23 protein-coding genes and 1 riboswitch are annotated in these 26,143 nt (G+C 58.2%); of the genes, 6 read left to right on the top strand and 17 right to left on the bottom strand.

The annotated features are described in order from the left end of the window. From serA to AABB29_RS02030, 4 genes are all read right to left on the bottom strand, one after another. Positions 1-1,593: a phosphoglycerate dehydrogenase gene (gene serA, locus AABB29_RS02045; RefSeq protein ID WP_341368529.1), complete on the bottom strand. Its 1,593-nt coding sequence runs from the start codon at positions 1,591-1,593 to the stop codon at positions 1-3. 82 nt (positions 1,594-1,675) lie between these two features. Continuing rightward, positions 1,676-2,818, bottom strand: coding sequence for a phosphoserine transaminase (locus AABB29_RS02040; protein ID WP_373636750.1), 1,143 nt, complete (start codon positions 2,816-2,818; stop codon positions 1,676-1,678). A gap of 785 nt (positions 2,819-3,603) precedes the next feature. Next, on the bottom strand, positions 3,604-5,028 hold the full coding sequence (locus AABB29_RS02035) for a carnitine 3-dehydrogenase (RefSeq protein WP_341368530.1): 1,425 nt from the start codon (positions 5,026-5,028) through the stop codon (positions 3,604-3,606). Then, positions 5,025-5,951: a 3-keto-5-aminohexanoate cleavage protein gene (locus AABB29_RS02030; protein ID WP_341369017.1), complete on the bottom strand. Its 927-nt coding sequence runs from the start codon at positions 5,949-5,951 to the stop codon at positions 5,025-5,027. The genes AABB29_RS02035 and AABB29_RS02030 overlap by 4 nt, the downstream gene beginning before the upstream one ends. A gap of 104 nt (positions 5,952-6,055) precedes the next feature. Between AABB29_RS02030 and AABB29_RS02025 the strand changes: the two genes are divergently transcribed. Beyond that, complete coding sequence (locus tag AABB29_RS02025; RefSeq protein WP_341368531.1) at positions 6,056-7,027, top strand: GlxA family transcriptional regulator; 972 nt, start codon at positions 6,056-6,058, stop codon at positions 7,025-7,027. A 287-nt stretch (positions 7,028-7,314) separates the two neighbouring features. Next, entirely contained in the window at positions 7,315-8,190 is an 876-nt protein-coding gene (locus tag AABB29_RS02020; RefSeq protein ID WP_341368532.1) for an alpha/beta hydrolase, read from the top strand. 180 nt (positions 8,191-8,370) lie between these two features. Here the strand turns inward: AABB29_RS02020 and AABB29_RS02015 are convergent, their stop codons facing one another. The 11 genes from AABB29_RS02015 to cobW all read right to left on the bottom strand — a co-directional run bounded on the left by AABB29_RS02015 (position 8,371) and on the right by cobW (position 18,179). Beyond that, positions 8,371-8,763: a hypothetical protein gene (locus tag AABB29_RS02015; protein ID WP_341368533.1), complete on the bottom strand. Its 393-nt coding sequence runs from the start codon at positions 8,761-8,763 to the stop codon at positions 8,371-8,373. A 133-nt stretch (positions 8,764-8,896) separates the two neighbouring features. Next, positions 8,897-9,433, bottom strand: coding sequence for an NAD(P)H-dependent oxidoreductase (locus AABB29_RS02010; protein WP_341368534.1), 537 nt, complete (start codon positions 9,431-9,433; stop codon positions 8,897-8,899). A gap of 73 nt (positions 9,434-9,506) precedes the next feature. Further along, entirely contained in the window at positions 9,507-10,130 is a 624-nt protein-coding gene (gene bluB, locus AABB29_RS02005; protein ID WP_341368535.1) for a 5,6-dimethylbenzimidazole synthase, read from the bottom strand. Next, positions 10,131-10,493 (bottom strand): Lin0512 family protein, encoded by a 363-nt coding sequence (locus AABB29_RS02000; protein WP_373636749.1) that lies wholly within the window; start codon positions 10,491-10,493, stop codon positions 10,131-10,133. Further along, a complete protein-coding gene (locus AABB29_RS01995; protein ID WP_373636748.1) occupies positions 10,490-10,834 on the bottom strand; it encodes a Lin0512 family protein in 345 nt (114 codons plus the stop codon). Before AABB29_RS01995 ends, AABB29_RS02000 begins: the two co-directional genes overlap by 4 nt. Before the next feature lie 41 nt (positions 10,835-10,875). Beyond that, a complete protein-coding gene (locus tag AABB29_RS01990; RefSeq protein ID WP_341368537.1) occupies positions 10,876-11,538 on the bottom strand; it encodes a YrbL family protein in 663 nt (220 codons plus the stop codon). A gap of 98 nt (positions 11,539-11,636) precedes the next feature. Continuing rightward, positions 11,637-12,245 carry a cob(I)yrinic acid a,c-diamide adenosyltransferase gene (gene cobO, locus AABB29_RS01985; RefSeq protein WP_341368538.1) on the bottom strand — a complete coding sequence of 203 codons (609 nt, stop codon included), beginning with the start codon at positions 12,243-12,245 and terminating at the stop codon, positions 11,637-11,639. Positions 12,246-12,293: 48 nt separating this feature from the next. Then, positions 12,294-12,917, bottom strand: a complete 624-nt coding sequence (locus AABB29_RS01980; RefSeq protein WP_341368539.1) for a nucleotidyltransferase family protein — start codon at positions 12,915-12,917, stop codon at positions 12,294-12,296. A gap of 1 nt (position 12,918) precedes the next feature. After that, on the bottom strand, positions 12,919-16,623 hold the full coding sequence (gene cobN / locus AABB29_RS01975; protein WP_373636747.1) for a cobaltochelatase subunit CobN: 3,705 nt from the start codon (positions 16,621-16,623) through the stop codon (positions 12,919-12,921). A 48-nt stretch (positions 16,624-16,671) separates the two neighbouring features. Continuing rightward, positions 16,672-17,121: a GNAT family N-acetyltransferase gene (locus AABB29_RS01970; protein WP_341368540.1), complete on the bottom strand. Its 450-nt coding sequence runs from the start codon at positions 17,119-17,121 to the stop codon at positions 16,672-16,674. Then, on the bottom strand, positions 17,118-18,179 hold the full coding sequence (cobW, locus tag AABB29_RS01965; RefSeq protein WP_341368541.1) for a cobalamin biosynthesis protein CobW: 1,062 nt from the start codon (positions 18,177-18,179) through the stop codon (positions 17,118-17,120). Before cobW ends, AABB29_RS01970 begins: the two co-directional genes overlap by 4 nt. A 212-nt stretch (positions 18,180-18,391) precedes the next feature. Continuing rightward, positions 18,392-18,608, bottom strand: a riboswitch (cobalamin riboswitch). A 224-nt stretch (positions 18,609-18,832) separates the two neighbouring features. On the opposite strand from cobW, the gene smc reads away from it, so the two are divergent. From smc to AABB29_RS01950, 3 genes are read left to right on the top strand one after another with little or no spacing between them, the layout of a single operon-like run. Further along, positions 18,833-22,288 carry a chromosome segregation protein SMC gene (smc, locus tag AABB29_RS01960; RefSeq protein WP_341368542.1) on the top strand — a complete coding sequence of 1,152 codons (3,456 nt, stop codon included), beginning with the start codon at positions 18,833-18,835 and terminating at the stop codon, positions 22,286-22,288. 60 nt (positions 22,289-22,348) lie between these two features. After that, the gene (locus tag AABB29_RS01955; RefSeq protein WP_341368543.1) at positions 22,349-22,747 is read left to right on the top strand and encodes a hypothetical protein; all 399 of its coding nucleotides are present in this window, start codon (positions 22,349-22,351) and stop codon (positions 22,745-22,747) included. A 55-nt stretch (positions 22,748-22,802) separates the two neighbouring features. Further along, positions 22,803-23,168 carry a hypothetical protein gene (locus AABB29_RS01950; RefSeq protein WP_341368544.1) on the top strand — a complete coding sequence of 122 codons (366 nt, stop codon included), beginning with the start codon at positions 22,803-22,805 and terminating at the stop codon, positions 23,166-23,168. A 266-nt stretch (positions 23,169-23,434) separates the two neighbouring features. On the opposite strand, the gene AABB29_RS01945 is transcribed toward AABB29_RS01950, so the two are convergent. Further along, entirely contained in the window at positions 23,435-24,598 is a 1,164-nt protein-coding gene (locus AABB29_RS01945; protein WP_341368545.1) for a lytic murein transglycosylase, read from the bottom strand. Positions 24,599-24,797: 199 nt separating this feature from the next. Next, complete coding sequence (locus tag AABB29_RS01940) at positions 24,798-25,643, bottom strand: LysR family transcriptional regulator (RefSeq protein ID WP_341368546.1); 846 nt, start codon at positions 25,641-25,643, stop codon at positions 24,798-24,800. 96 nt (positions 25,644-25,739) lie between these two features. On the opposite strand from AABB29_RS01940, the gene AABB29_RS01935 reads away from it, so the two are divergent. After that, on the top strand, positions 25,740-26,120 hold the full coding sequence (locus AABB29_RS01935) for a hypothetical protein (RefSeq protein ID WP_341368547.1): 381 nt from the start codon (positions 25,740-25,742) through the stop codon (positions 26,118-26,120). Positions 26,121-26,143: the final 23 nt, after the last annotated feature.

The raw sequence follows: 26,143 nt of genomic DNA, 5'->3' as shown, positions 1-26,143 counted from the left end.
TCACACGCTAAAGCTAAGCGGCTTGACCTGCTGGAACTGGCCGGTTGCCCCAAGCGCCTCGATGGCTTCTGCCGGAACAGGCTCGTCCACATAAAGCAGCGCGATTGCTTCGCCATTCGCCTCGGACCGACCCAGCGTGAAGTTCGCGATATTCACGTTGTTCTGTCCCATGATGCTGCCAAGCGTGCCGATGATACCCGGACGATCTTTATTGGTGGTGTAAAGCATATGCGCGCCGACCTCGGCATCGATATTGATGCCTTTGATCTGGATAAAGCGCGGCTTTCCATCGCTGAACACGGTGCCCGCGACCGACCGTTCCCGCTTTTCGGTGACCACAGTGACTTTCACATAACCCTCAAACGCGCCGGATTGATCCTGCTTTGTGGTCGAGACTTTGATCCCACGCTCTTTGGCGATCACGGGCGCGCTGACCATATTGGTGTCAGGGTTCGCCTTGGTCATGATGCCCGCGATTGTCGCAGCAGACAGGGCCTTGAGGTTCAGCTCGGATGCTTCGCCGTCAAACAGGATGTTGATCGCTTTGATCGGCTCATCCGTCATTTGGCCAATGAAGTTGCCCAGATGTTCGGTCAGTTTGATCCAAGGTCCCATGACCTTGGCCTCTTCGGCTGTCACCGATGGCATGTTCAGCGCGTTCTGCACGGCCCCCGTCAGCAGGTAATCTGACATCTGTTCGGCAACCTGTAGGGCCACGTTTTCTTGTGCCTCGGTCGTTGCAGCGCCCAAATGCGGGGTGACAACCACATTAGGCAGGTTGAAAAGCGGGCTGTCCGTTGCGGGCTCAACCGCGAACACATCAAAGGCCGCGCCAGCCACATGGCCGGATTTCAGTGCGTCGGCCAATGCGGCCTCGTCCACCAGACCGCCGCGTGCGCAGTTCACGATCCGCACGCCTTTTTTCAGTTTCGCGATGTTTTCGGCAGACAGAATGTTTTTGGTCTGCTCGGTCAAGGGGACGTGCATGGTGATGAAATCAGCACGGGCCAGCAATTCGTCCAGCTCCAGCTTTTCGACGCCGATTTCAACGGCCCGCTCTTCGGACAGGAATGGGTCATAGGCGACGACCTTCATCCGCAGCCCTTGCGCACGGTCAATCACGATAGAACCGATATTACCGGCGCCGATGATGCCAAGCGTCTTGCCTGTTAGTTCCACCCCCATGAAGCGGGATTTTTCCCATTTGCCGGCATGGGTCGATGCGTTGGCCTCGGGGATTTGGCGGGCGACGGCCATCATCATGGAAATGGCGTGCTCGGCGGTTGTGATGGAATTTCCGAAGGGCGTGTTCATCACGATGATCCCCTTCTTGGATGCGGCGGGGATATCAACATTGTCCACACCGATCCCGGCACGGCCAATCACCTTAAGGTTTTCGGCAGCTGCGATGATCTTTTCCGTGGCTTTGGTGGCCGAGCGGATGGCAAGCCCGTCATATTGTCCGATGATGTCGAGCAGTTTGTCTTTATCCTTGCCCAGATCGGGCTGGAAATCGACATCGATGCCGCGATCTTTGAAAATCTGTACGGCAGCAGGGGAGAGCTTGTCAGAGATAAGTACCTTAGGAGCCATTTTATCTGTCCTTTATGGTCGGCCCGGCGCGAACAAATTTCGCGAAATTTGTTCTGGGGCCGAATTTTCTAGAAAATTCGGGTTAGAGGGCAGCGATTTCAGTCTCGAAAGCCCAAGCGAGCCATGGCAGCATGGCTTCGATGTCAGAGGTCTCAACCGTTGCGCCGCACCAGATCCGCAGGCCTGCGGGTGCATCGCGGTAAGCGCCAATATCCAGGGCAACACCTTCCGCCTCCAGCCGTTTTGCAACAGCCTTGGCAAAAACGGCACCATCCGTGATCCGATCATCGGTAAACTTCAGGCAAACAGAGGTATTTGAACGTGTCGCTTTATCTACGGCCAGGTTATCAATCCAGTCGTGTTCGGCGCAGAAATTCCAAATTGCCCGTGCATTTGCATCAGCCCGATGGATCAAGGCGTCCAGCCCGCCGATCGAACGGCCCCATTTCAGCGCGACAAGGTAGTCCTCAACAGCCAGCATCGACGGGGTGTTAATCGTCTCGCCCCGGAAAATCCCTTCGATCAACTTGCCGCCCTTGGTCAGCCGGAAAATCTTGGGCAGGGGCCATGCAGGCGTATAGTTTTCCAGCCGTTCGACTGCCCGTGGTGACAGGACCAGCATCCCGTGTGCAGCCTCACCGCCCATAACCTTCTGCCAAGAGAATGTTGTGACATCCAGCTTTTCCCAGGGCAAAGCCTGCGCAAAAGCGGCGGATGTCGCATCGCATAGGGTCAGACCCGCCCGGTCACCGGGGATGACATCGCCGGTTGGCACACGTACACCAGATGTGGTTCCATTCCAGGTAAAGCAGATATCATGATCGTAATTCAGTGCGGCCATATCAACGATTTCGCCATAAGCGGCCACGTGCGTTGTCGCCTCGATCTTCAGTTGCTTGACCACATCCGTCACCCAGCCTGCACCAAAGCTTTCCCAAGCGACCATCTCGGCGGGGCGTTCACCCAAGAGCGACCACATGGCCATCTCGAATGCGCCGGTATCAGACGCAGGTACGATGCCGATCCGATAATCAGCCGGGATGCCTAGAATGTCGCGCGTCAGCTCAATCGCTTCGGCCAGCTTCGCTTTGCCGACAGACGCGCGGTGCGAGCGGCCCAATGGGGCGTCGCGCAGTGCATCTAGATTCCAGACAGGGGGTTTGGCACAGGGGCCAGAGGAAAAACGCGGATTGGCCGGCCGCGTCGCCGGTTTGGTCATTACCATTGATGGTATCCTCACAGATATGCGCCCTTCGTTGGGGAAGGGTGTCCCACCGCCGGACATACGGAAACTCAATAAGAACAGCAACAGGCAAAGGGACGCGGCTTGCAGGTAATTGTAGCCTTTTGCAGACCGATGCAGGAACGCAGGTTTCCTATTGGCACAAATCTGTCACGTGGGGATCACGCTTTGTTCCGCCATCGCTGATCCGGGAATCAGGCGGTTCAGTTAATCAGAAACGGCCGTGTAGGGATATCAGACAAAGAAAAGCCGTTGAGAGAGCTGGCACTCACCTCAAGGGCCAATTCGAAAAGTCTTCTTCCACCTTGAAACACCTATGCTGCCTATTTCTGGCACGGCAGGTGGCATTATGAGTGGCATCGCATTGATCTGGGCCGCGAATATCAAAGGCTTGAAACCCGCCGCGAGGATGTTGCTAATTTTCACAACAAGGAAACTGGCCGGTGTAGTCCGAGCGCCCAGCGGTTGGGGACGAATGCAAGATAAGCCGCACAGCGCTATTTCGGCACCTTAAGACGTTAGAGGACGGCGGCCCCATCACCCGCCTTGCTCGTGGTGACGGTGATGGCGGGCGCGGGTCCAGTCAGTTTGAGCTGCATCTTAACATAACACTTGCGCCAAGCGCGTCGACACGTGGGGCATCTAAGGGCATAGGGATCTGTTTCCGAAGGTTTCGACGCCGAATAGGAGCCCTTTTGTCTGCAGCTCAGCCAACTGGGCTCCTCACCCCCGGACACATGCGTGAGTTGCCGCTAACGGGCAGGCCATCACTTGCCGCCTTCTATCCCGCGTCCGGCGCTTTCTGGTCGCGGCAGATCTGCGTGGTTTCGGGCAAATTGGCCCAGGCGTTCCGCCACGGCCTCGGACGGTAGGGATGTGCGTCTGGTCGTCAGGTCAACATGCAGCAACATCGTTTCGACGGTGGCCGCCACATCCCCTGCGGCGGTCAATAGGCGATGGAACAGATGCAGCCTTTTCCCTTCGCCCATCAAGACCTGTGTGGTGATGGTCAGCCGGTCGCCTTCGTTCATTTCATCAAGATAGCAAACATGGTTTTCCACCGTGAAATAGCTTTGGCCGCCCGCCACATACTCCGCGTCTGCGCCGATCATCTCCATGAAACGGTCCGTGGCCTGGGCCGAGGCTTCGACATAGTGGGCTTCGTTCATATGGCCGTTGTAGTCGGTCCAGCTTTGCGGGACGGTGCGATCAACAGTGACGGGCAGATCGCGCGTGATAGCCTGGGGCAGGGCGGCTTCATGCGCGTTTAATACGCCGCCCGCACCGCTACCGGTTTTCTTCAGCGCGCGCATCATGCCAACCAGATTGTCATCGCGCAGCCGCTCAAGCGCGCGGATCGACATGTGCCCCGATTGCGCATCGGACTGATCTGCGATCAGATCGACCAATTCATCCGTAAATTCCGGTACATCCATCAGTTTGGTCCAGGGCCATTCAAGCGCCGGGCCAAATTGCGCCATGAAGTGCTTCATGCCTGCTTCGCCGCCCGCGATGCGATAGGTCTCAAACAAGCCCATTTGCGCCCATCGCAAACCAAAGCCCATGCGGATCACTTCGTCCAGCTCTTCTGTTGTGCAGATTCCATCCTTGATCAGCCACAGCCCTTCGCGCCAGACCGCCTCTAGCAGGCGGTCACCGATATGTGCGTCAATTTCCTTGCGCACGGTCAAAGGATACATACCGACCGCGCGCAAAAGATCAGAAGCGCGCGCGCAAGTTTGCCCGTCGCCGACCAGCTCTACCAGCGGCAGCAGATACACCGGATTGAATGGATGCGCGACAATGACCCTGCCACCATGTGCGTTCAGCTCTGACGGCTTAAAGCCAGAGGTGGACGAGCCGATGATCGCATCCGCAGGCCCAAGATTCACAATCTGGCTATGGATTTTGTGTTTCAGTTCAAGACGTTCCGGCACGCTTTCTTGCACCCAAACAGCCCCGTCCAAAGCCGGGCCTATGTCGTCATGAAATCGCAAAGAGCCTTCGGGCGGCAATGCCTTGTCGTAAAGCGAGGGTAGGGAGCGTCGGGCGTTTGACAACACCTCGCTGATCTTGCGCTCTGCCTCCGGGTCAGGATCAAAGACGGCGACGTCCCAGCCATTCAGCAAAAACCGTGCAACCCAGCCGCCACCTATGACGCCGCCCCCAATGATTGCAACCTTATGCGTCATGTTGATACAGCCTCGTTAGGGGCGCGTTTGGTCAGGCCAAGCTGTTCGCGTACAGCTTGCGGCCCGATGATTTTTGCGCCCATGCCTTCGATCACACCTACCGCGCGTTCGACCAGTTGCGCATTGGTGGCGAGCACGCCTTTTTCCAGGAAAAGGTTATCCTCAAGCCCGACACGCACATTGCCCCCGGCCAGAACGGCCTGCGCGGCATAGGGGATCTGGTCGCGGCCAAGCGAGAACGCGGACCAGTGCCAATCAGAGGGCACATTGTTCACCATCGCCATAAACGTGTTCAGATCATTGGGTGCCCCCCAAGGTACACCCATGCAAAGCTGCACCAGCGCAGGGCTGGTCAAAATACCTTCTTTCACCAACTGCTTGGCGAACCAAAGATGGCCGGTGTCAAAGGCCTCAATCTCGGGCTTTACGCCAAGATCGGTCATCATCTGGCCCATCGCGCGCAACATGCCAGGCGTATTGGTCATCACATAATCGGCCTCGGCAAAGTTCATCGTGCCGCAATCAAGGGTGCAAATCTCGGGTAGGCATTCGGCAATATGGGCCATCCGTTCGGTCGCGCCGACCATATCTGTGCCTGCATCATTCAGTGGCAATGGCGCTTCGGTTGAGCCGAACACCATATCGCCGCCCATACCCGCCGTAAGGTTCAGCACAACATCAACATCCGCGTCGCGAATGCGATCTGTCAGCTCGCGATAAAGCGCGAGATCCCGGCTTGGCGCACCTGTCTGAGGATCGCGCACATGGCAATGCACAACCGCGGCACCGGCCTTGGCCGCCTCAATGGCGGATTTGGCAATCTGCGCGGGGCTGCGCGGCACATGGGGTGATTTGTCTTGCGTCCCACCCGAGCCTGTCACAGCGCATGTGATAAAGACGGATCGGTTCATTTCCAAAGGCATATGGTCCACCTGTTTTGTGATCGTCGGGCTTAGCGCTGCAACGGGCGCGCGCCCGAAGGCTAATCTAAGTTGATCGACATGGCGTGCTGAATTAGACAAAAACCATGCCAAATTGGACAGTATCAGCCAGAACTTCAGAAAGTGTCGCACTTCTGCTCTATCCGGGGTTCTCAAATCATTGCCTCGCCAATGCCGTTGAACCGCTCAGGGCGGCCAATGAATTTCTGGGCCGCAACTATTATGATTGGAGCTTTGCTTCGCTGGAAGGCGACAAGGTCATATCGTCAAGCGGGCTACCGGTCATGCCAGAGCGACACATCAGCGACCATCAGGGGGGCGATCATTTATGCGTTCTGGCTGGTTATGATGTTCAATCCTATGCCCATCATAAAACAGCGCGTGCACTGCAATCAGCAAGCAGGCGCTTCGCGCACATAATTGGCATGGATACGGCACCTTGGCTGCTGGCACGGGCAGGGCTTCTGGACGGCAAAGCGGCCACCATTCACCCGCTTGAACGGGTCCGGTTTTCCGAGGCTTTTACCGATGTGAGGGTCGTTGCCGACAGGTATGTTGTCGATGGTCATATCATGACCTGCAGCGGAGCGACGACGGCGTTCGAACTGGTACTACATCTGATCGCGCGCAGTCATGGGGAGGCCCTGAAATTGGACGTCTCAAGCATGTTTCTGGATGCCAGCCTGGACCCAGGCGCAGCGGGCGTGCCCATAAAAACGCGATCCCCCAAGCTGGCACAGGTTCTGGCGCAGATGTCTGACAACATCGAAAACCCCTTGCCGATTGCCATATTCGCGCAAGCAGTTGAAATGTCCCAACGCAACCTCGCAAGGCTGTTCCAGCAAGAGCTTGGCGCAACACCGCAGCAGGTCTACCGGCATTTGCGTCTTTCCACCGCGCGCGAATACCTTCAACATTCCCCGTTTTCGGTATCCGAAATCGCACTGCGCTGCGGCTACAAAAATGCCTCTGCAATGACCCGCGCCTATGTGGCCGAGTTTGGGGTCACGCCGTCACAGACACAATCCAGCCGAAGATCCGACATGCCGCGACGATGATCGATTATTGCGCGGATGAAGCTCAGAAAGAAAGAGCGCGGCACAGTTTTCCCCGCTATTGCCGGGATCAGCCCTACTGCTGACTATCCATAACATTGCGGTCTTTTCACTTGGACACAGAAAAAGCGGTCACCATGAAATACCGTCCGAAAAGAGCCGAAAATGATCGGTGTTCCGCAGCGCAGCGAATGGCGCATTTCGGCCTTCATGGCATTCATTCCAAAGAGAGTTTGCAGATTTTTGACATATTCGCCTAGCATCCGATGAGCGTAGCAAGGGAGCAAAGCATGAGATATGACCTTAAGGCCGCTGCAACAGCGGCTGTGTTGGCCACTGGGGCAAACACCGTATTGGCAGAGACAACTTCTGTTAACGGGGCGCAGCTCTACTATGAGACTGTTGGCACTGGCCCGCCAATTTTGATGATGCATGGTGGCCTTGGGCTAAGCCATGATTACTTGCGCCCTTACTTTGATCAGCTCAGCGAAACACATACGGTCGTGTATTACGACCACTTCGGCAACGGTCGGTCAGCGTCGCCGGATGATTATGGCGAGATGACATTCGATCGCATGACATCTGATGCTGATGCGCTGATGACCCAACTTGGGCATGAAACCTTCACGTTGATCGGGCATTCTTATGGCGGGTTCATCGCCCAGGAATTTGCCGCGCGGTACCAGGACCGGCTTGATGGTTTGGTGCTGATCGACACTGTACCAGCCTTTGATTATCAGCCAACCGTCGCGGGTACAGACGAACAAATGGCGGCCTTTGGCAAGCTGTTCTCCCAGCCCATGGCGGATGATGCAGATTGGCAGGCCACGTGGAACCCTGTTGTCGAAATGTATTTTCACCAATGGGACGCAGCCGTCGGTGCCGACCTGGATGCGCGCACGGTCTATAACCACAAAGCTTGGAATGCGAGCGGTGCGCTTTTGGGCAGCTTCAATATGCTAGAGCAGCTTCCCACAATTGAGACGCCGACACTGGCAATTGCAGGGAAACATGATCCGATCACCGTCGCAGAACATGGCGCCGAACGCATCGCAGGATTGATGCCAAATGCAACGCTTTTGATCTTCGAAGCATCAGGCCACTACCCATTTATTGAAGAGGAAGCCGCGTTTTTTGACGCACTAAAAGGCTGGTTGTCGCGTTAATTGGGCGTTCGTCGCTTGGAATTCTACTAGCACCGATAGCTTGATCATTCTAATTGGCGTTTTCGGGAAACAGCGGTTTGCATCAGTTTCCCGAAAACAGTCATCCCAGAATTTGAAACAAATTTGGGCTCTGTCGCGCATATCTGTCTTTGGTCATGTGCCCAGCCCTGGCCGATAAACTTATCCCGCGCGCAGCGATCGCAGGAACAGTCCGATGCCGCCGACGGTCAGCACCAGGATCGTGATCAGCTCAAAGGCTGTCATCCGGTCAAGCTGCAAGGTCATATTGGCAATCACGCCAAAAACCAACGCCACAAGTGATCCGCCAGCCAGCAGCCAGCCAATCCAGTTCTTGGAATTAAAAAAGATCATGCCGACCCCGAACATAAACGGGATCAGGATCATGCCGCTGGTAATTGACACGCCGCCGATCCCAAAGGCGCGGGCGCCCAGCCCGAAATTGGGCCGTACCACAATCCCGTCCAGCAGCAGATAGCCGCCCCCGATCATCATGATCAAACCGATCAGGAAACTGCCTGTTCCCCCGTCAGAGCCACCTGCGCCGCGTGCCATTCACACTCTCCCCGCTTTTTTCCTTCCGGCCTTACTTATGCGGCCGGGTTGCCATTTTCCAGTGATCAGCCCCTGAAAGCTGCCGCTGTACATACATGATATGTACAGGTTCTGTACGCAGTCTTGCTGTTGTCTATGCCTCGGCCAAGGCCCGCAGCTGGTCCATCAATTCGGTGATCTGGGCGCGGTAACGTTCATTGGTCAGCTTGCCCCCGGCGTCGAATTCATTGGCGGAATTTGCCACCAAAACCTCGGGGCCTTGCAGGATATTCGGGCGAAAGGCCATCATTGCCAGACGCAAGGAAAACTGCGCCCGCTCACCGCCCGCGCGGCCTGCGGCGGCCGACATGATCGCAACCGGCTTGTCCCGCCAAACCCCACCTTTCGTGCGGCTGACCCAATCAAGCGCGTTCTTCAAAACGCCGGATATGGCCTTATTATATTCAGGGGTTGCGATGATGACAGCATCTGCCGCAGCGATTTGATCGGCAAGGGTCTGGACCGCTGTTGGAATGCCTCCGGCCTCTTCCAGATCGCCATCATAAAGGGGCAAGTTCAAATCGGCCTCAACATAGCTGTCCGGTCCGAAAATCTCGGCTGCATTGCGTAGCAACAAACGGTTGGTTGAGGCCTGCCGCAGCGCGCCTGAAATCCCAAGAAGCGTTGTCATGGTTCTGTCCTTTCTCGCGTTTGACCAACAGCTAGCACGGCCGCGTTATTGCGCAAGCCGGGGCGGCGTTTGATCATATGTCCTGCCATGTCGTGGGCGTATTTTTCTGCCACTTTTTCTGGGCGAGCAATGGCGTATCATCATCAAATTTTGCTTTGCCGAGGCACAGATAACCGGTCAGCGTCCAGCTGTCTGGGACATCCAAAATGCGCTCTACCCCGCCTGGATCAAGTATCGATACCCAGCCCAGCCCCAGGTTTTCCGCGCGCGCTGCAAGCCATAGCGTATGGATTGCGGCAACCGTCGAATAGCGCAGCATCTCGGGCATGGTTTGGCGCCCAAGCCCGTGCCCCTCATCTGGTGTTTCTTCGGTGAAAACGGCCAGATGCACCGGCGCATCCCGCAGCCCGGCCAGTTTCAGCGCGTTGTAGGCGGTTCGTTTTTCACCTGTATAGATTGTGCCTGCGTCCTTATTGGCAGCCTCAAAATTGGCGATGACCGCCTGGCGTAAAGCGGGGGTCGTGACCTGCAAGACCCGCCAGGGACGGGCATTGCCGACCGAAGGCGCCAGCGCCATCGCCGCCCGCAAGCGTTCCAGCGTTTCAGCCGGGATGGGATCGGTCAAAAAATGCCGGACATCGCGGCGCCATTGCAAAATATCCTGCAAGGCGTGGCGGTGTGTTTCGGTCAGCTTCATTCAGGTGGTTTTCCAACGACCATGCTGAGGGGGCAGGAAGGCCTCAACCGCAGCAGTGGCCACAACGGCGGTGTCGCCGGTTTCGGGGTTGGGTACATTCATCCCGCCTTTGACAGCCGTCACACTTGCCCGGCCACGCGGCAACCCAGCGCTAAGCGCGGCGGTATCGATCTTGCCCGGCTCTTGGACGCCAACAGTCACCTGCACACGCATATCGCGGTGGTCCAGCCCGATGCTTTGAAAGATAGGCAAGGTCGAATGCCGGATCGCATCCTCAATCGCGCGGGCGGCGGCCTTTTGATAATCCATACCGTGCAGGTCGTTGCCCATGCCCATTTCGATGATCACGCGTTGGTCGGTCATTGGCGCTCCATTTCGAATGAGACATTGATAGCCACATTGGCGATCACCGTTGGCGGACCATCAGGGCGGGGGACATCAAGGCCGCCGTGATGCACCGCAATTGTCGGTTGGCCGTAAGGAAAGATATCCAACAGGCTGCTCGTATCCACCTGATCGGGCTCTTGAACGGCGATCTGCACATCGATCAGCATCGCTTCTTTTTCAAAGCCAAAAAGCTCGGCCATGTTGATCGAATTGTGCCATAGGGCGTCTTGCAAGCCACGCCGCGCGGCTTGGGTATAATCCTGACGGCGCAGGCTGGTTCCCATGCCAAATTCGGTCAGAACGCGGTGTTTTGGCATGATCGGGTCCTTTGCTACCTCTAACGGAGCTTAACCTGTTGTCAGCCGGGTTGCGAGAACTCTCGGGACTTGTTGTTCCACAAAAGCCCGGTGCGCTGCGCCAGCCGTTTGCAGCTGTCGTCCAGACCCAGCCGGTTGGACCAACTGGCCATCGAACGCACCGGGATTGCATGGATGTCGCCAAACCCATCGACCAGCACACATTCCTTTGGCCCGCCATTTCTGCGTCCGAAGACGAGGTTTTTGGCGGTCAGGTCGCTGGTGCGAATATCGCATTGGTAAAGTCGCCTGATCGTATCGTTCAGCAGATCCAGATTGCGCGGCGTCACGCCTTGACCCTTTACCAATACGTCGAGGGTTTTCGCCAAATTCCCTTGCTTCGTCGTGACCCGTTCGGTGACGCAGCCAAGCCCAAGTTGCGTGTTGGCGAACCCGTACATATGGGTGATCGGCGGGCGAAATGCGGGGTCCTGGTGGGACAGCATCAGACGCAGGTATTCGGTATATTCCTTGCGAATGTGCCTGACGCGGGTCAGCGGAAAGTGCTTTTCCATGAAATTGCCAAAGCCAGACCGGCCTGCCGTCTCGGGCGAAGGGAGCAGTACTTTGACCAGTTTGTCGGGGTCTGTCGGATGCAGATAGACCGCGCGCTGCAAACCGCGCGCGACAAGATCCGTTTCCTGCAGCATCAACATCTGTGTCATAATGACGTTACATAAGCGACCGGGCGACCAATGCAATTCTCTGGTGCGCAATTCTGATGCCAAAAGAGGCAGCGTTGCACAGACACATCTTAGCAGGTTTAGAATTCAACCCCGATTTGGGCCTTGATCCCTGACCGGAAGGGATGTTTGACAAGCTCCATTTCGGTCACCAGATCGGCCAATTCAATCAGATCCTCATGCGCATTGCGCCCGGTCAGGACCACATGGGTCATCTGGGGCTTATGATTTTTGAGGAAATCGACAACCTCGGCGGCGCTGACATAGTCGTAGCGGATGGCGATGTTGATCTCATCAAGCAGCACCATGTGGTTTGTTTCATCCAGGATCAGCTCTTTGGCTTTTGCCCAGGCAGCCTGCGCCATTTCAATATCGCGTGATTTGTCCTGGGTTTCCCAGGTAAAGCCCTCGCCCATCGTGTGAAAAGCGCAGGTGTCGCTGAATTTATTCAAGATCAGGTCCCGTTCGCCGGTGGACATGCCGCCTTTGATAAACTGGACCACGGCGCATTTCATATCATGGGCGATACAGCGAAAGATCATCCCGAAGGCAGCAGAGGATTTACCTTTGCCTTTGCCCGTATGGACGATGACGAGGCCTTTTTTGTCGGTCTTGGTCGCCATGATCTTATCGCGGGCGGCCTTTTTCTTGGCCATCTTCATCGCGTGGCGGTCGGTGTCATCAGTCATCGGCGGCTCCTGTGTTGGGGATCAGCGTATCGGCTTGGGGGGCGGGGTTCAATCTGGCCAGGGCACAAAGGTCAGCTGCGGCCAGAGCGCCATCTGCCGTTGACCCTTGGCCAGATGGCTGGCTTTGTTGTCACGGATCGTATGCGGGGTCAGTCGAAAGCTGAATATGTCATTCAACCCAAACGGCGCGTAGATGGTGAAATCATCATCTGCATTCAGGCGCATCCCGACCGCATGGGTCTTGCACGCAAAATTATCAATCCCGTCCGTGGCTTTGCGCAGCGGATCGTAATCCTGTCCAAAATGGTCCTTATACCAAAGATGCACCCGGGCCTGATTGCGTGGCTCAATCGGGACAGGCGTGTCGAAATGCGTTGCGGCGCGCCCGATGATCTTATCCTCTGCGGCATAGCTGGTATCGGGGTCAAAATAGAACAGATCGATATCTTTGACCCCGTAAAGATCGGGCTTGCCGGTCAGGTGGTTCCAAACCTGATTGTAGATCGCCCCCGATACGATCCACCAATCGGGCAGGTTAAGGGACCGGGCCTGTTTGAAAGCATCCATCAGCGGCGGGCAGGCTTTGACGATATTGACCAATGCGCTTTTCTGCACCGCATCGGACCCATCGGCAAAGCGCAGATGCGCGTTATTTTCGGGGCGGAGGCTCATCCTAAGTCAATAACCCCGCGATGCGCGCTCGCGCTGAATTTGATTTCGGCTGCCAAAGATCCCGATCAATCGCCTCTTGCAGCCGTTCGGCGATTTCTTTGAGCGCAGGAGCGTTGGCCTCGGCAATGAAATCCCGGGTGGCCTCATCCTTGATAAAGGCCTCTTCGACCAGATCGAAATGATGGTTGCGCACCGCCCTGGTGGTCGCGGCAAAGGCAAAGAGGTAGTCGACCGTTGCGGCTATTTCGAACGCGCCTTTGTACCCGTGCCGTTTGACCCCATCGATCCATTTGGGGTTCACCACCCTGCTGCGCACGACCCGTCCGATTTCATCATCCAGCGTCCGAATGACGGGCCGTTCGGGCCGGGAATGATCATTATGGTAGATCGGCCTGTCTTGCCCTTGCAGCGTGCTGATCGCCGCGGCGGCCCCGCCTTCGAATTGGTAATAGTCGTCGCTATCCAAGAGATCATGTTCCCGGTTGTCCTGGTTTTGGACAATGGCGTCGGTTTGTTTGAGCCGGGTTTCGAAGGAGGGCCGGCTCTTTTGTCCGTCCTTTCCAGCCCCGTAAGCGTAGCTGCCCCATTCCAGATAGGCCTCGGCAAAGTCGGATTTGTCAGCCCAGATCCGTTCATCAATCAGCGCTTGCAGCCCCGCCCCATAGGCCCCGGGTTTTGAGCCAAAAACGCGAGCGCTGTCTTGACCCTGCCGCGCAGCTTCGGCGGCGGGGTTGATGTCGCCCGCTTCGTCCAAGTCCTGAATCGCTTTGGCTGCGCTGTCGACCAGGGCGACCAGTTGGGGGAAGGCATCCCGAAAAAAGCCCGATATGCGCAAGGTCACATCGACCCGGGGCCGCCCGAGGATTGATTGGGGCAGCATGTCAAACCCGGTGACCCGACGGTTGGCGCTGTCCCAGGTGGGTTTGACCCCCATCAGCGCGAGCGCCTGGGCAATGTCGTCACCGCCCGTGCGCATATTGGCTGTGCCCCAGGCGGTGATCAGCAAATGGCGCGGCCAATCGCCATGGTCTTGCAGGTATTTGTCGATTAGCAGCCCGGCCGATTTCCATCCCAGCGCCCAAGCGGTTGGGGTGGGGACGGCCCGGCTGTCGACACTGTAGAAATTGCGCCCTGTGGGTAGCACATCAAGCCGCCCGCGCGTCGGTGCGCCGGACGGGCCTGGGCTGACGAAGTGCCCCTTGAGGGCGGTGAGGAGGCCCGCCCCCTCGGCCCCGCCGCAGGCCCGGATCGTGGGCAATATGTGATTTTGGATATGGGTGAGGACGGATTGTGACGCTCGTGGGGTGACCCCCACATCGCCCCACCCCCCGTCCCGCAGGAGCTGCTGGCTAAGGTTTTCGAGCCGTTCGACGCTGTCGCCATTCGTGCGCCAGATTGTGTCGTTTTTGAGTATGTCGGGTTTTTGGGTTGCTGGCGCGCTGAGGTCGCAATCAAGCGGGTCGATGTTGAGATCGAGGTCTTTTGCCAGCGCGCGCAGCAGTGAGGCATTTTCCCCCTTGCCGTTCCCGCGTGGCACTCGCGCCAGAGCGATTGCCAGATCCCGTTCTTGTTGTCCTTGCGGAGATCGCCCGAAGATGTGCAGCCCGTCGCGGATTTGCGCCTCTTTAAGCTCGCACAGATAAGCGTCGAGTTTGCCAAGGTCGCTATCGGTGTCGCCGGTGAAGCCTGCGTCTTTGGATAGCCCGCTGACTTCAGAAAGCGAGAGGATTTCGCGCCGCAGGTGATCGATCCGTCGTGGGTCGACGCCAGCGGCTTCGTAATATTCATCCACCAGCGCCTCGAGGTCGCGCAGCGGCCCGTAGCTTTCGGCACGCGTCAGTGGCGGGGTCAGGTGGTCGATGATCACCGCAGATGTCCGCCTTTTAGCTTGGGTCCCTTCGCCGGGATCGTTCACGATGAATGGGTAGATATGCGGAGTGGGGCCGAAGATCGCCTCGGGCCAGCAGTTTTCTGAAAGGGCGACCGCTTTGCCCGGTAGCCATTCGAGATTGCCATGTTTGCCCATATGCACAATCGCATCCGCCCCCCAGTGGTGCCGCAGCCAGAAATAGAAGGCCAGATAGTTATGCGGCGGAACCAGGTCAGGGGAGTGATAGGTCTCTGTAGGGTCGATATTGTAGCCGCGTGCGGGTTGGATGCCTACCACCGCGTTGCCGAAACGGTGGATGGAGAGGGCGAAACCGGCGCTGGTTTTTGCCTCCGGCGGGGATATTTCTGGCCAAAAGAAAGGATCGTATTCCGGTTTGCCCCAGCGTGTGTTTATTTGATCCTTGAGGTCCCAGGGGAGCGTTTCGAAATGTTTTTTGTAGATATCGAGCGGTAGGACTTCGCCGCCTTCCTTATCGGATCTGTCGGTCAGCCAGTTCGTGGGACCGGCCATGATCTGATCCATCAGGGCGGCGCTGTCTTTGGGCGGCGTGACTTTGTGACCCTCGGCCTTGAGCAAGTTCAGCACGTGAACGGTGCCTGCAGGCGTGTCCAGTCCGACACCATTGGCCAGCCGTCCGTCCTTGTTGGGGTAGTTGGCGAGGATCAGCGCGGTTTTCTTGGCGCTGGCGGGTGTGTGCCGCAGTTGTGCCCAGTTTTTGGCGAGCGCTGTGGTAAAGTCGATCCGATCCCCGCGTGCCTGATAGGTGGCGATAGGGCATTCGGTAGCTTCGTCAAAGAATGCCTCGCCTTTGAAACTGACCGCGCGCGCCAGGACCCGCCCGTCCACCTCGGGCAGGGCGACATTCATCGCGATGTCGCGGGCAGTGAGGCCCTGGGGGCTGCCTGCCCAGCTGTCCTCAGAGGCGCCCGACAGGATGACCTGAAAGATCGGCGCGTTATTGGCCAGCAGCGGGTTGGCCGGGCTGTCGTCGCCGTCATGAGGAGAGCCGACCGCGAAGGCGGTGCAGTTGAGGATCACATCGGGCGGGGCCTCGGCCAATAGCCTGTGCAGTGTGGCGGTGCTGACCGGGTCTTTGAGGCTGGCCACGAAAATCGGCAAGGGGTTCAATCCTGCGCGCAAAAGGCTGCGGGTGAGCCGGTTGATCGGGTTCAGGCCGCCGCCTTGGACCAGCGCGCGGTAGAAGATGATCGGCACGATGGGTGCATCTGCCCTCCAATCACCCTGCGCTGCGGCAAGATCGGCGATGCCTGCGCCGGGCCAGTAGACACCCGCCCGCAAGAGCGAGGCGGGGGCAGGGGGCGTCTCGCTGCCATCCAGCATCGTTTTGGCGTGGGCGAGCAGATTGGTGCAATTCTCTGGCCCACCTTCGACCAAATAGGACCACAGGCGATCGTAATCCTCTTCGGGAATTGTCGAAAGCGCGCGTAGTTCGGGATCAGGTTTGTCATCGCCGGGCAGCGCCGCAAAGGGGATGCCCGCCGCATGCAGCCGCGCCGAATATTGCGTGAGCCCGTATTTCCAATAGCCCGCGCCGCCAAGGATGCGCGCGATCACCAGCCGTGATTTTGTGGCGCAATTGTCCAGATGCAGATCGACGGACATCGGGTGCGTCAGATGCATCATATTGGCCAGCCGCAGACTGGGTGGGTCGGTCATTTCGGACCGTGCGGCCGAGAGCGCCGCAAGCTCGGTATCGGCGGCGGAGATGATCACCAGATCGGCGGGCGTTTGGGCCAGATCGACCGGCTCATTGCCGTCGCTGATGGCCCCGGGGGTGGCGGCGAGCAGATGCATGTCAGGTCGAGGCCCCGGATCGGGGTCCAGGGCAGGCGCAACCGGGGATCACAGGGGTTTCTCCATGAAGATCGAGCTGTTCGCTTCGACATAATCGCCAAAGACGCCGCATTCGGTGAACCCGTGCCGTTTGTAAAGCTTATGCGCGGCATGGAGGAGGTTGCCGGTTTCGAGCTTTATGATGCTTGCCCCCTCGTCGCGCGCGGTATCCTCAAGCTGGCGCATGAGCGCGTCTGCGATCCCTTTGCCGCGCGCGGCCTCATCGACGAACATTGATTTGATTTCGGCATAGCCGGTTTTGAGCGCGATGGCCCCGGTGCCCAGGATCTGATCGCCTTCGCGTGCGGTGAAGAAATGGATGTGATCGGCAACCAGATCGTCGATTTCCAGATAGAAATTGTCTTCGGGCGGAAAGAGGCTTTGCATCAGCGCGTGGCTTTGCTGCAATAGCGCGGTGGCCTGCGGGTGATGCGGATCTGTCCGTTCGACGATGATCATGCTTGCAAGGCAGCGCTGATGGCGGCGTGATCCAGCCCGGCCTCGCCGATGACGACCAGCTTTGTTGCGCGGGGAGTATCGCCAAAGGGCTGGTCGAAATACGTGTCGATGCGCGGACCGACCGCCTGCAAGGTCAGCCGCATAGGTTTGCCCGCAACGGCGATAAAGCCTTTGAGTCGCAGGATGCCATGGTCGTTGATCACTTTGGCCACTTGGGCAGTGAAGGCATCTGCATCTTCGATTTCGCCGCGTCCGACAACGAAGCTTTCGAAATCATCATGGTCATGATCGTGATGGTGATGATCATGGTCGTCTTCATCATCATGGTGGTAATGATGGTGGTGTTCATGCCGCGCGGCCATGTCCGTTTCGGCACCGATCCCCTGACCCAGAAGAACGTCAACGGGCAGCGCGCCCATGGCGGCTTTGACCACCTGAACCCCGTCGCGGGCGTCTGATTTGAGCTGGCCAGTCAGCGTTGTCGCCTCATCGGCGCTGAGCAGGTCGGTTTTGTTCACGACGATCATATCGGCGCAGGCCACCTGATCTTCGAAAAGCTCGGAAAGTGGGGTTTCGTGGTCGAGGTTTTCGTCTTGTGCGCGCTGGGCGTCGACCGCCGCAACATTATGCGCGAATTGCCCATCATGCGCGGCGCGCCCGTCGACCACGGTGACGACGCCATCTACGGTGACTTGGGTCGATATGCCGGGCCAGTTGAACGCCCGCACCAAAGGTTGCGGGAGCGCGAGCCCGGAGGTTTCGATGACGATGTGATCTGGTTTGTCTTCGCGGGCGAGAAGCGTTTCCATTGTGGGGATGAAATCATCGGCCACGGTGCAGCAGATGCAGCCGTTGGAGAGCTCAACGATATCGTCTTCGGTGCAGGTTTCGATCCCGCAGCCTTTGAGAATGTCGCCATCGACCCCAAGATCGCCGAATTCATTGATGATCAGCGCGATCTTTTTGCCTTGGGCGTTTTGCAGCATGTGGCGGATAAGTGTGGTTTTTCCGGCGCCTAGAAAGCCGGTGACAACGGTGGCTGGGATTTTTGCGGGCATGGTGGTCTCTTTGATCTGGCTGTTTCCAAATGGAATGCCGGCCCTGCGGGGCCGCCATACGACAAGATTGGTTTGGCGCGTCAGGTGATGTTCGGATGCAGCCAAATGGCTGGAATGCGGGCGCGGTCTGGCATCGGATCCGATTTGCTGCCGTGTGCGGTATCGGGTGTTCTACACATCTGTTCCTCCTGTGCCGCCAACCCCGACGGCAAGTTGCATTGTTCTTGTATGGCTGGTCTCCTGGCTTGCGCGTCGCTGCGGGTTGCGGCCTTCCCGGTGTCCCAGTGGCATTGTCGCAACGCGCTCTGCGCATACAGTCGCGGGGGCGGCTGTGGCTTGGGGCCTCTGATGAAGATCGGCCCTATCCACATTCCCATTTCATCCCCTGTGCTTGGCACGGATCGGGGAACCATATGTGCAAAGGTGTGCGCTTTTGCCATTGGCTCCGTCAAGGCCGAAACCGACAAAATGGCGCGGCGCTGCGCCTTTTGCTGCCTCCGGCGGGAGTATTTTGGGAAATAAGAAGCGGATATCCGCAATATCTTGTGGATAAGTGCGGGGAAATCCCCTTATCTTGTTTGCTTTCGTTGACACGAGCGCGGCCCACAGGACAGTCTTGTTCAACGTCAGGGAATCAAGAGCAGGTAGTCCCCGTGCGATTTAGTAAGCTCCGTTTGAACGGCTTTAAGAGTTTCGTTGATCCGACCGATCTGATCATCGCTGATGGTTTGACCGGTGTTGTCGGTCCCAATGGCTGCGGTAAATCCAATCTGCTGGAAGCCTTGCGCTGGGTCATGGGTGAGAACCGCCATAAGGCGATGCGCGGCGGCAGCATGGAGGACGTGATCTTTGCCGGTGCATCCTCGCGTCCTGCCCGTAACTTTGCCGAAGTGTCTTTGATCATCGACAATGGCGAGCGTCTTGCCCCCGCCGCCTTTAATGATGCAGATAATCTGGAGATCATTCGCCGGATCACCCGTGATGCGGGATCTGCCTATAAGGTAGGCGCAAAAGATGTCCGTGCCCGCGATGTGCAGATGCTGTTCGCTGATGCCTCAACCGGGGCCCATTCGCCTGCGCTGGTCCGGCAGGGGCAGATTTCGGAGTTGATCAACGCCAAGCCCAAGGCCCGCCGCCGTATTCTGGAAGAGGCCGCGGGGATTTCGGGCCTTTATCAGCGCCGCCATGAGGCTGAGTTGAAGCTGAAGGGTGCAGAGACCAACCTGACCCGCGTGGATGACGTGATTGAGCAGCTGGCAGCGCAGCTTGCGCAATTGGCCCGTCAGGCCCGTCAGGCAGCCCGTTATCGCGAGATTGGGGACAAGCTGCGCAAATCGGAAGGCATGCTGCTGTTCCGGCGCTGGAAAGAGGCGGATGAGGCTCTTTTGGCCGCCACAACGCAATTGCGCGAGCGCACGACCGCCGCGGCGCAGGCGGAAAAAGCGGCGCGTGAGGCGTCAAAGGGCCGCCAGATTGCCGAAGACGCTCTGCCGCCCCTGCGCGAGGAAGAGGCGATTGCCGCCGCGGTGTTGCAGCGTCTGCAGGTACAGCGCGATACGCTGAAAGATCAAGAACAGCGCGCGCTTGATATGATCGACACGCTGCGATCCCGGATCGATCAGCTTGGCCGCGATATGGAACGCGAAAGCGGGCTGAACAAGGATGCCGGCGAGACGATTGAACGCCTGGAATGGGAAGCGCGCGAGTTGGAAAAAGCCGGGGAGGGGCATACCGAACGGCTTGAGGCCGCCCATGTGGCAGCGCGCGAAGCAGCGGGTGTTTTGCAAGAACGTGAGGCCGATGCAGCCCAGATGACCGAAGATGTGGCCCGGCTGGCGGCCCGTCACCAATCGGCGCAGCGTCTTGTGGATGATAACCGCACAACCCTGGACAAAAGCGAAGCTGAGGCTGCCCGCGCAAAGACCGCTATGGAAGAGGCGCGCACGGCCCTGACCCAGGCAGAGGCAGATTTTGCCCGTGCTGGCGAGGCTGAGAAAGCAGCCGTTGTTGCGGCTGAGGCGGCAGATAAGGCGCTGACCCAGGCCGAAGCGGCCCGCGCGGACACTCAAGCGCGCGAAAGCGATGCGCGCGGTCTGCGGTCTGAGGCTGAAGGCGAGGCCAATGCGCTGCGCGCCGAGGTGGCCGCGCTGGCCAAATTGGTCGAGCGAGACACGGCCGAAGGCGGGCAGGTGCTTGATCTTTTGCGCGTGCAGGGCGGTTATGAAAAGGCGCTTGGTGCGGCGCTGGCCGATGATCTGCGCGCGCCAGAAGTTGATGCCAGTGCCAAATCGGGCTGGGCGTTATTGCCCGGCTATGCCACGTTGCAGACCTTGCCCGAAGGCGTGATGGCGCTGACAAATTACGTCACCGTGCCCGAGGTTTTGGCCCGCCGGATGAGCCAGGTCGGGTTGGTTGATGCGGCAGATGGCCCTCGTTTACAGGCTGATTTGAAACCCGGCCAGCGGCTTGTGTCGATTGAGGGCGATCTGTGGCGTTGGGATGGGTTCCGCGCGGGCGCTGAGGATGCGCCATCGGCGGCGGCCCTGCGGCTTCAGCAGCTTAACCGGTTGACCGAGTTGAAACGTGATCTGGAAGAAGCATCTGCAACGGCGATCGGTGCAGCGCAGGCGCATGAGGCGCTGACAGCCTTGTTGAAGGCGCAGACAGAGGCTGATCATGCGGCCCGCACGGCCCGCCGCGATGCAGATCGGGCGGTTGCCGATGCCAATCGCGCGGCCAGCCGTGCCGAAGCGGATCGCAACCTGTCCCATGGGAAGATGGAAAGCCTTGGATTGGCTGTGAAACGCCATGAAGAGGAGGCGATGAATGCCCGCAAAGCCCTGACCGAGGCTGAGAAAGCCGCCGGATCCTTGGGTGATCTTGAAACAGCGCGCGCCGCTGTTGAAGACGTCAAAATGACGGTCGAGGCTGCGCGGATCACGATGATGTCGCGCCGGTCGGCCCATGATGAGGTCCGGCGCGAAGGCGAGCAGCGGCTCAAGCGCAGTCAGGAAATCACCAAGGAAGTTTCCGGATGGAAGCACCGGCTGGAGACGGCGAATAAGCGCACCGCAGAGCTGGCTGAGCGCAAGGCGGCCTCTGAGGCTGAACTGACCGAAGCCACTGCGGCGCCCGAGGAAATTGCCGCAAAGCGCGCCGAGTTGGGCGATGCTATTGATGAGGCGGAAACGCGCCGCAAAGCGTCTGCAGACAAACTGGCTGAAGCGGATGAAGCCCTGCGCGAGGCTGGCCATTTGGAACGCGATGCGGAGCGTCTGGCCTCTGAAGCGCGCGAGGCGCGTGCCCGCTCGGAGGCGCGCAATGATGCCGCCCGCGAAACGGTTGCCTATGCCGCTGAGCGGATCATGGAGGCGCAAGAGGTCACGCCAGATCAGCTGTTGGAGACGCTGGATGTGGAGGTGGATCAGATGCCCGCATCAGAGCAGATTGAGAACGAGGTCAACGCGTTGAAGCGCCAGCGTGATAGTCTGGGTGCCGTAAATCTGCGCGCCGAAGAAGACGCCAAAGAGGTGCAGGTCGAGCATGACGGGCTTGTCAATGAAAAGGCTGATCTTGAAGCGGCGATTGCTGCGCTCCGATCGGGTATTGCCAGTCTCAACAAGGAGGGTCGCGAGCGGCTTTTGACCGCTTTTGAGCAGGTGAATGACAATTTTGGGTTGCTGTTCAAGCATCTTTTTGGCGGCGGTGAGGCCAAGCTGGTCTTGGTCGAATCCGAAGATCCGCTTGAGGCCGGGCTTGAGATTATGTGTCAGCCGCCCGGCAAGAAGCTGAGCACCTTGTCGCTGCTTTCGGGCGGTGAGCAGACCCTGACCGCTTTGGCGCTGATCTTTGCGGTGTTTCTGGCCAACCCCGCCCCGATCTGTGTGCTGGATGAGGTTGATGCCCCCCTTGATGATGCCAATGTCACCCGTTTCTGTGATCTGCTGGACGAAATGACCCGCCGCACCGAAACCCGGTTTTTGATCATTACCCACCACGCAGTAACCATGAGCCGGATGGATCGTTTGTTCGGCGTGACCATGGGCGAGCAAGGGGTATCGCAGCTTGTTTCGGTTGATCTGAAAAAGGCTGCGGCTATGGTGGCGTGATGCCTGGTGCCGCTTTTGCTGGCGCAATGCGCCCCACCCGCCATCCCGTAGCGCCGCGCCATGGATTGTAACGATACCCTGACTGGCCGTTGGACGGGCCGATATGATTATGGCGACGGGCTTGGGCCTGTGCCATTTGAAGCGACGATCAATGAAATCGAACGGACGCTTTCCGGCGAGATCACCGAGCCCAATACCTTTCGCCGCGATATGGGCGGGCATTTGGCCGCTATCATCATTGGCACCCGCACCGGCTTTGATGTGTCATTTCGCAAGACTTATGACGGTTTTGAACAGGGTGATGACCCGCTTTATGCTGGTAAGCTGAATGGGGCGCTGACCCGGATTGATGGCACCTGGCGGTTCCCAAAAGAGCCGATGTGGTCCGGGCGGTTTATGATGGTCCGCGCTGTCGATGCGCGCGCGCGCCGCCGTGCTGTGGCCGAAGCGACGCTTTGATCCAGACACCAATTCGTGACTTGGCCCACTATCCTGAGCGGCTATGCTGCTGTCTATGATACGTTTTTTGATCCCGATCATATTTGGTGCCGGTTTGGCGCAGGCCCAAGCTTACGAAATCCGCCCCTCTGACACGGTGCTTGATGCTGATGCGTTTGCGCAGCTTGTTCTTGGCCGTGAATTAGAGTTTTTCGATGGCGGCATGTCGCGTTATTCCCCAGGGGGCAGCTATAGCTGGACCTATTCGGCAGCCAATGGCGGGGGCAATTGGTTTGGCACCCATGCTTTTGATCAGACCGGCGCGGTCTGCATCGAGTTTCGCACCTTGCGCAGCCGCTGTGATCTGTTCGTCCAGGATGATCAGCGGTTGGTATTGCTGACCGAGGACGGCCAGCGCTACCCCGTGCGTGAAATCCGCTAAGCCCTAGGGTCATGACCCATTAATCTGGCACCGTCAGTTTACCAGATTTTTTCTCTGACAAGAAGCATCTGCGCAAAAATAGTGGTTCTATTTCAAGCAGATGTGCCACAGGTCAGAGAGAAAATCCGGCAAACCCGAAGGGCGGCGATTTCACTTCATCTCAGCGGCGTGCGCCGCTTGGCCGTAGAACACTATGGCCGCACGCCGCAAACCACTGATATTTCGTGAAATCACCGCTGACGATGCAAGATTAATGGGTCCTGACCCTAGAGACGATTGAGCAATTCAAGCGTTGGCCAGGCATCTGCAGGCAGGCCCAGCCGGACTTGTTCGGCCTGAACCGCCGCCCGTGTCTTGGCCCCCAGAATGCCGTCAATACCGCCCACATCATGGCCTAATGCTGTCAGCTTTTGCTGCAATTGTTGCATTTGCGGCCCTGACAGCGGTGCGCTGGGATTGCCCGCATCATAGACTTGCGCGCCGCTTAGCCGGGTTGCGAAATAGGCCGCTGTGGTCACGTAGACAAAGCTTTTGTTCCAGTCGAAATAGACCTCAAAATTCGGGTAGGCCAGAAAGGCCGGGCCGTTGCGCCCCATAGGCAAAAGAATCGAAGCCTGCAGGTTCGCGGGGCCAAGGCTGCCTTGCCGTGCGGTCACGCCTTGTGCGGCCCAGTCCCGGACGCTGTTTTTGTGGTTTAGCCCAGTTTGTGACCAATCGAGATTGTCTGGCAAAACCACTTCTTGCAGCCAAGGCTCGCCCGCGCGCCAGCCCAGCGAAGACAGTACATTTGCCCCCGTCATCAACGCGTCCGGGGCAGAGGTTTTCAGGTTCACAACACCATCCCCGTCGCCGTCGAGCCCTTGCAAAACGATCTCACGCGGGAGCTTTTGAAGCTGTCCAATCTCACCTGCCCAGGCCCCCGTTGTACTGGCCGGATCCATGCCGCCACGCCGGAAAAGTTCAATTGCTGCAATGAGTTGCGGGCGGAACAGCTCTGGTCGCCGACAGTCATGGGCCAAGGTCAAAAGGGCGTTGCGCGTGTTAAAGCTGCCCTGCACCTGGCCGTAATCTGTTTCGAACGCCCAGAAGGCAAGCAGGACACCGCGCGAGATGCCGAAGCGCCGCTCGATCTCATCAAAGGTGCTGTCATACCGTTCGCCATAGATCCGTCCGTTATCGATCCGGTTTTGTGAGATCAGTGCACGCGAAAAGCTGACAAAGTCTTTTTGGAAAACACCCTGCGACCGGTCGGCCCGGATGACGGATTGGTCGATCTGTGCGCCCCGAAAGAACTGATCTGCGGTCTCGGCTGGGATGCCGCTGGCCACGGCTTCGGCCTTGACTCCATTGATAAAATCCCCGACGGGGCCGCCGCAGGTTTGGGCGGTTGCGGCGCTGGCAAAGAGGCTAAAAGCGAGGGCGAGGCGCATGGTGTGGCTCCGATTTGAAATGCGCGCAGACGTTAGCAGGGCTGGCCCGTTGCGCAAGGCTGTTTGCAGGGCTTGGGCAGAAAACGGGGCTTTGTGACCACGCGGGTACGGATCGCCCTGAAAACATAGGCTTTTGACGATACAGATCGCGTACATATGGCGTACAGAATGCGTATGTACGCCGATTGTCGTTCCGCCTTCACGGCGCGTCGCCAAGAAACAGATGCGCATCTTCGCGCGCGGCACTGACAAGATGCGACAGAACGCGCTTGATCCGGGCGGTCCGGCGCAGGTCTTTGCGGTAGATGACCCAGAGTTCGCCAATGTCGTGATCGGTTGGGGCCGAGAGCCGCGTCAGCCCCGGCCAGCTTTCACCAAGAAGGCAGGGTATGAAGGCCGCAGGCCCGCCCGCCGCTGCAATGGCTGCCGCCGCGATCAGGCTGTTTGTGAACATCTGCGGTTCGGGTTGTCCACCTGCCGGATGTTGTGCGCCGCCCCTGCCGGACATTCCCAGCGATACCTGCCCGCCAGGTGCATCTTTGGTGCCGTAAAGTGCCCAGCGGATATTGGTCAGCTTGCGCCCAAATAGATCAGGGTTGGATGGGCATTTCGGCCAAAGCGAGAGATCAAATTCGGACGCCGTTTGGCTGGGGCTATCGCTATGGACGCTAAGCGCGACCCGCAGCCCCGGGGCGCTCTGCTGAATGGCAGGAATATGCCGCGCCAGAAAATAGGGAACGATCACTTCGCTGCCGCTGATGCGCAGCTGCCCTTCATAGCTTTCGGTTGCGTTGCGCAGGCAGCCTTCGGCCAGCATGGCCTGTGCAAACATGTCTTCGGCAATACCGCAAAGCCGGTCGCCCAGATCGGTCGGTTGATACCCCTGCGCCGTTTTTTCAAAAAGCGGCATGGCCGAGCGTGATTGTATCTTATCCAGCCGCCGCATCACCGTCGAGACCGCAACGCCAAGGTGCTTTGCCGCAGATGGCAGGCTTTTGGCCTGCGCAATGGCCAGGATGTAGCGGTAATCGTCCCAATCATACATGTTTGCGAATATGCAATCATCAGTTTCGTTTTTGCAAGTATCCGCCGCCGCCATAGTCCCTATTCTTGGTGCGAACTGAGAAAAAAGGATGTTCTGATGCTACACACGATCTTTCTTTATGCTGCCGCTGGCATGTCTTGCGCTGCATGTCTTGCCCATATTCTGGTTGGGACAGCCAAGAACGCGGCCCCGATTTTGAACAATCTTTCGCTGGAAGAAGGGCCGCGCACGACCATGACCTTTTCATGGGAATCCAACAGTATTTTGATGATGTTCATGGCGGTGGGTTTTCTTTTGGGGGCGGTCAAGCGGGATGCGTCATTGGTTTATTTTGTGACCGCGCTTTCGATCTGTCTGGCTGTTTGGGGCGTGATCGTAGCGTTGCGGTTGTCGCATAATCCCATGACATTTCCGCCTGCGATCTTGTTTTTGGTCATTGCGGTCTTTGGTGCCGTTGGCGCGACAGCGCCCGCGTGATGACGACCCAGTGATGTGCGGTG

It is taken from the genome of Yoonia sp. BS5-3 (assembly GCF_038069655.2).
GTDB classification, from domain to species: Bacteria; Pseudomonadota; Alphaproteobacteria; order Rhodobacterales; family Rhodobacteraceae; genus Yoonia; species Yoonia phaeophyticola.
Note: the sequence above shows the minus strand (reverse complement) of the source record. Positions and strands in the feature narration are given on the sequence as shown.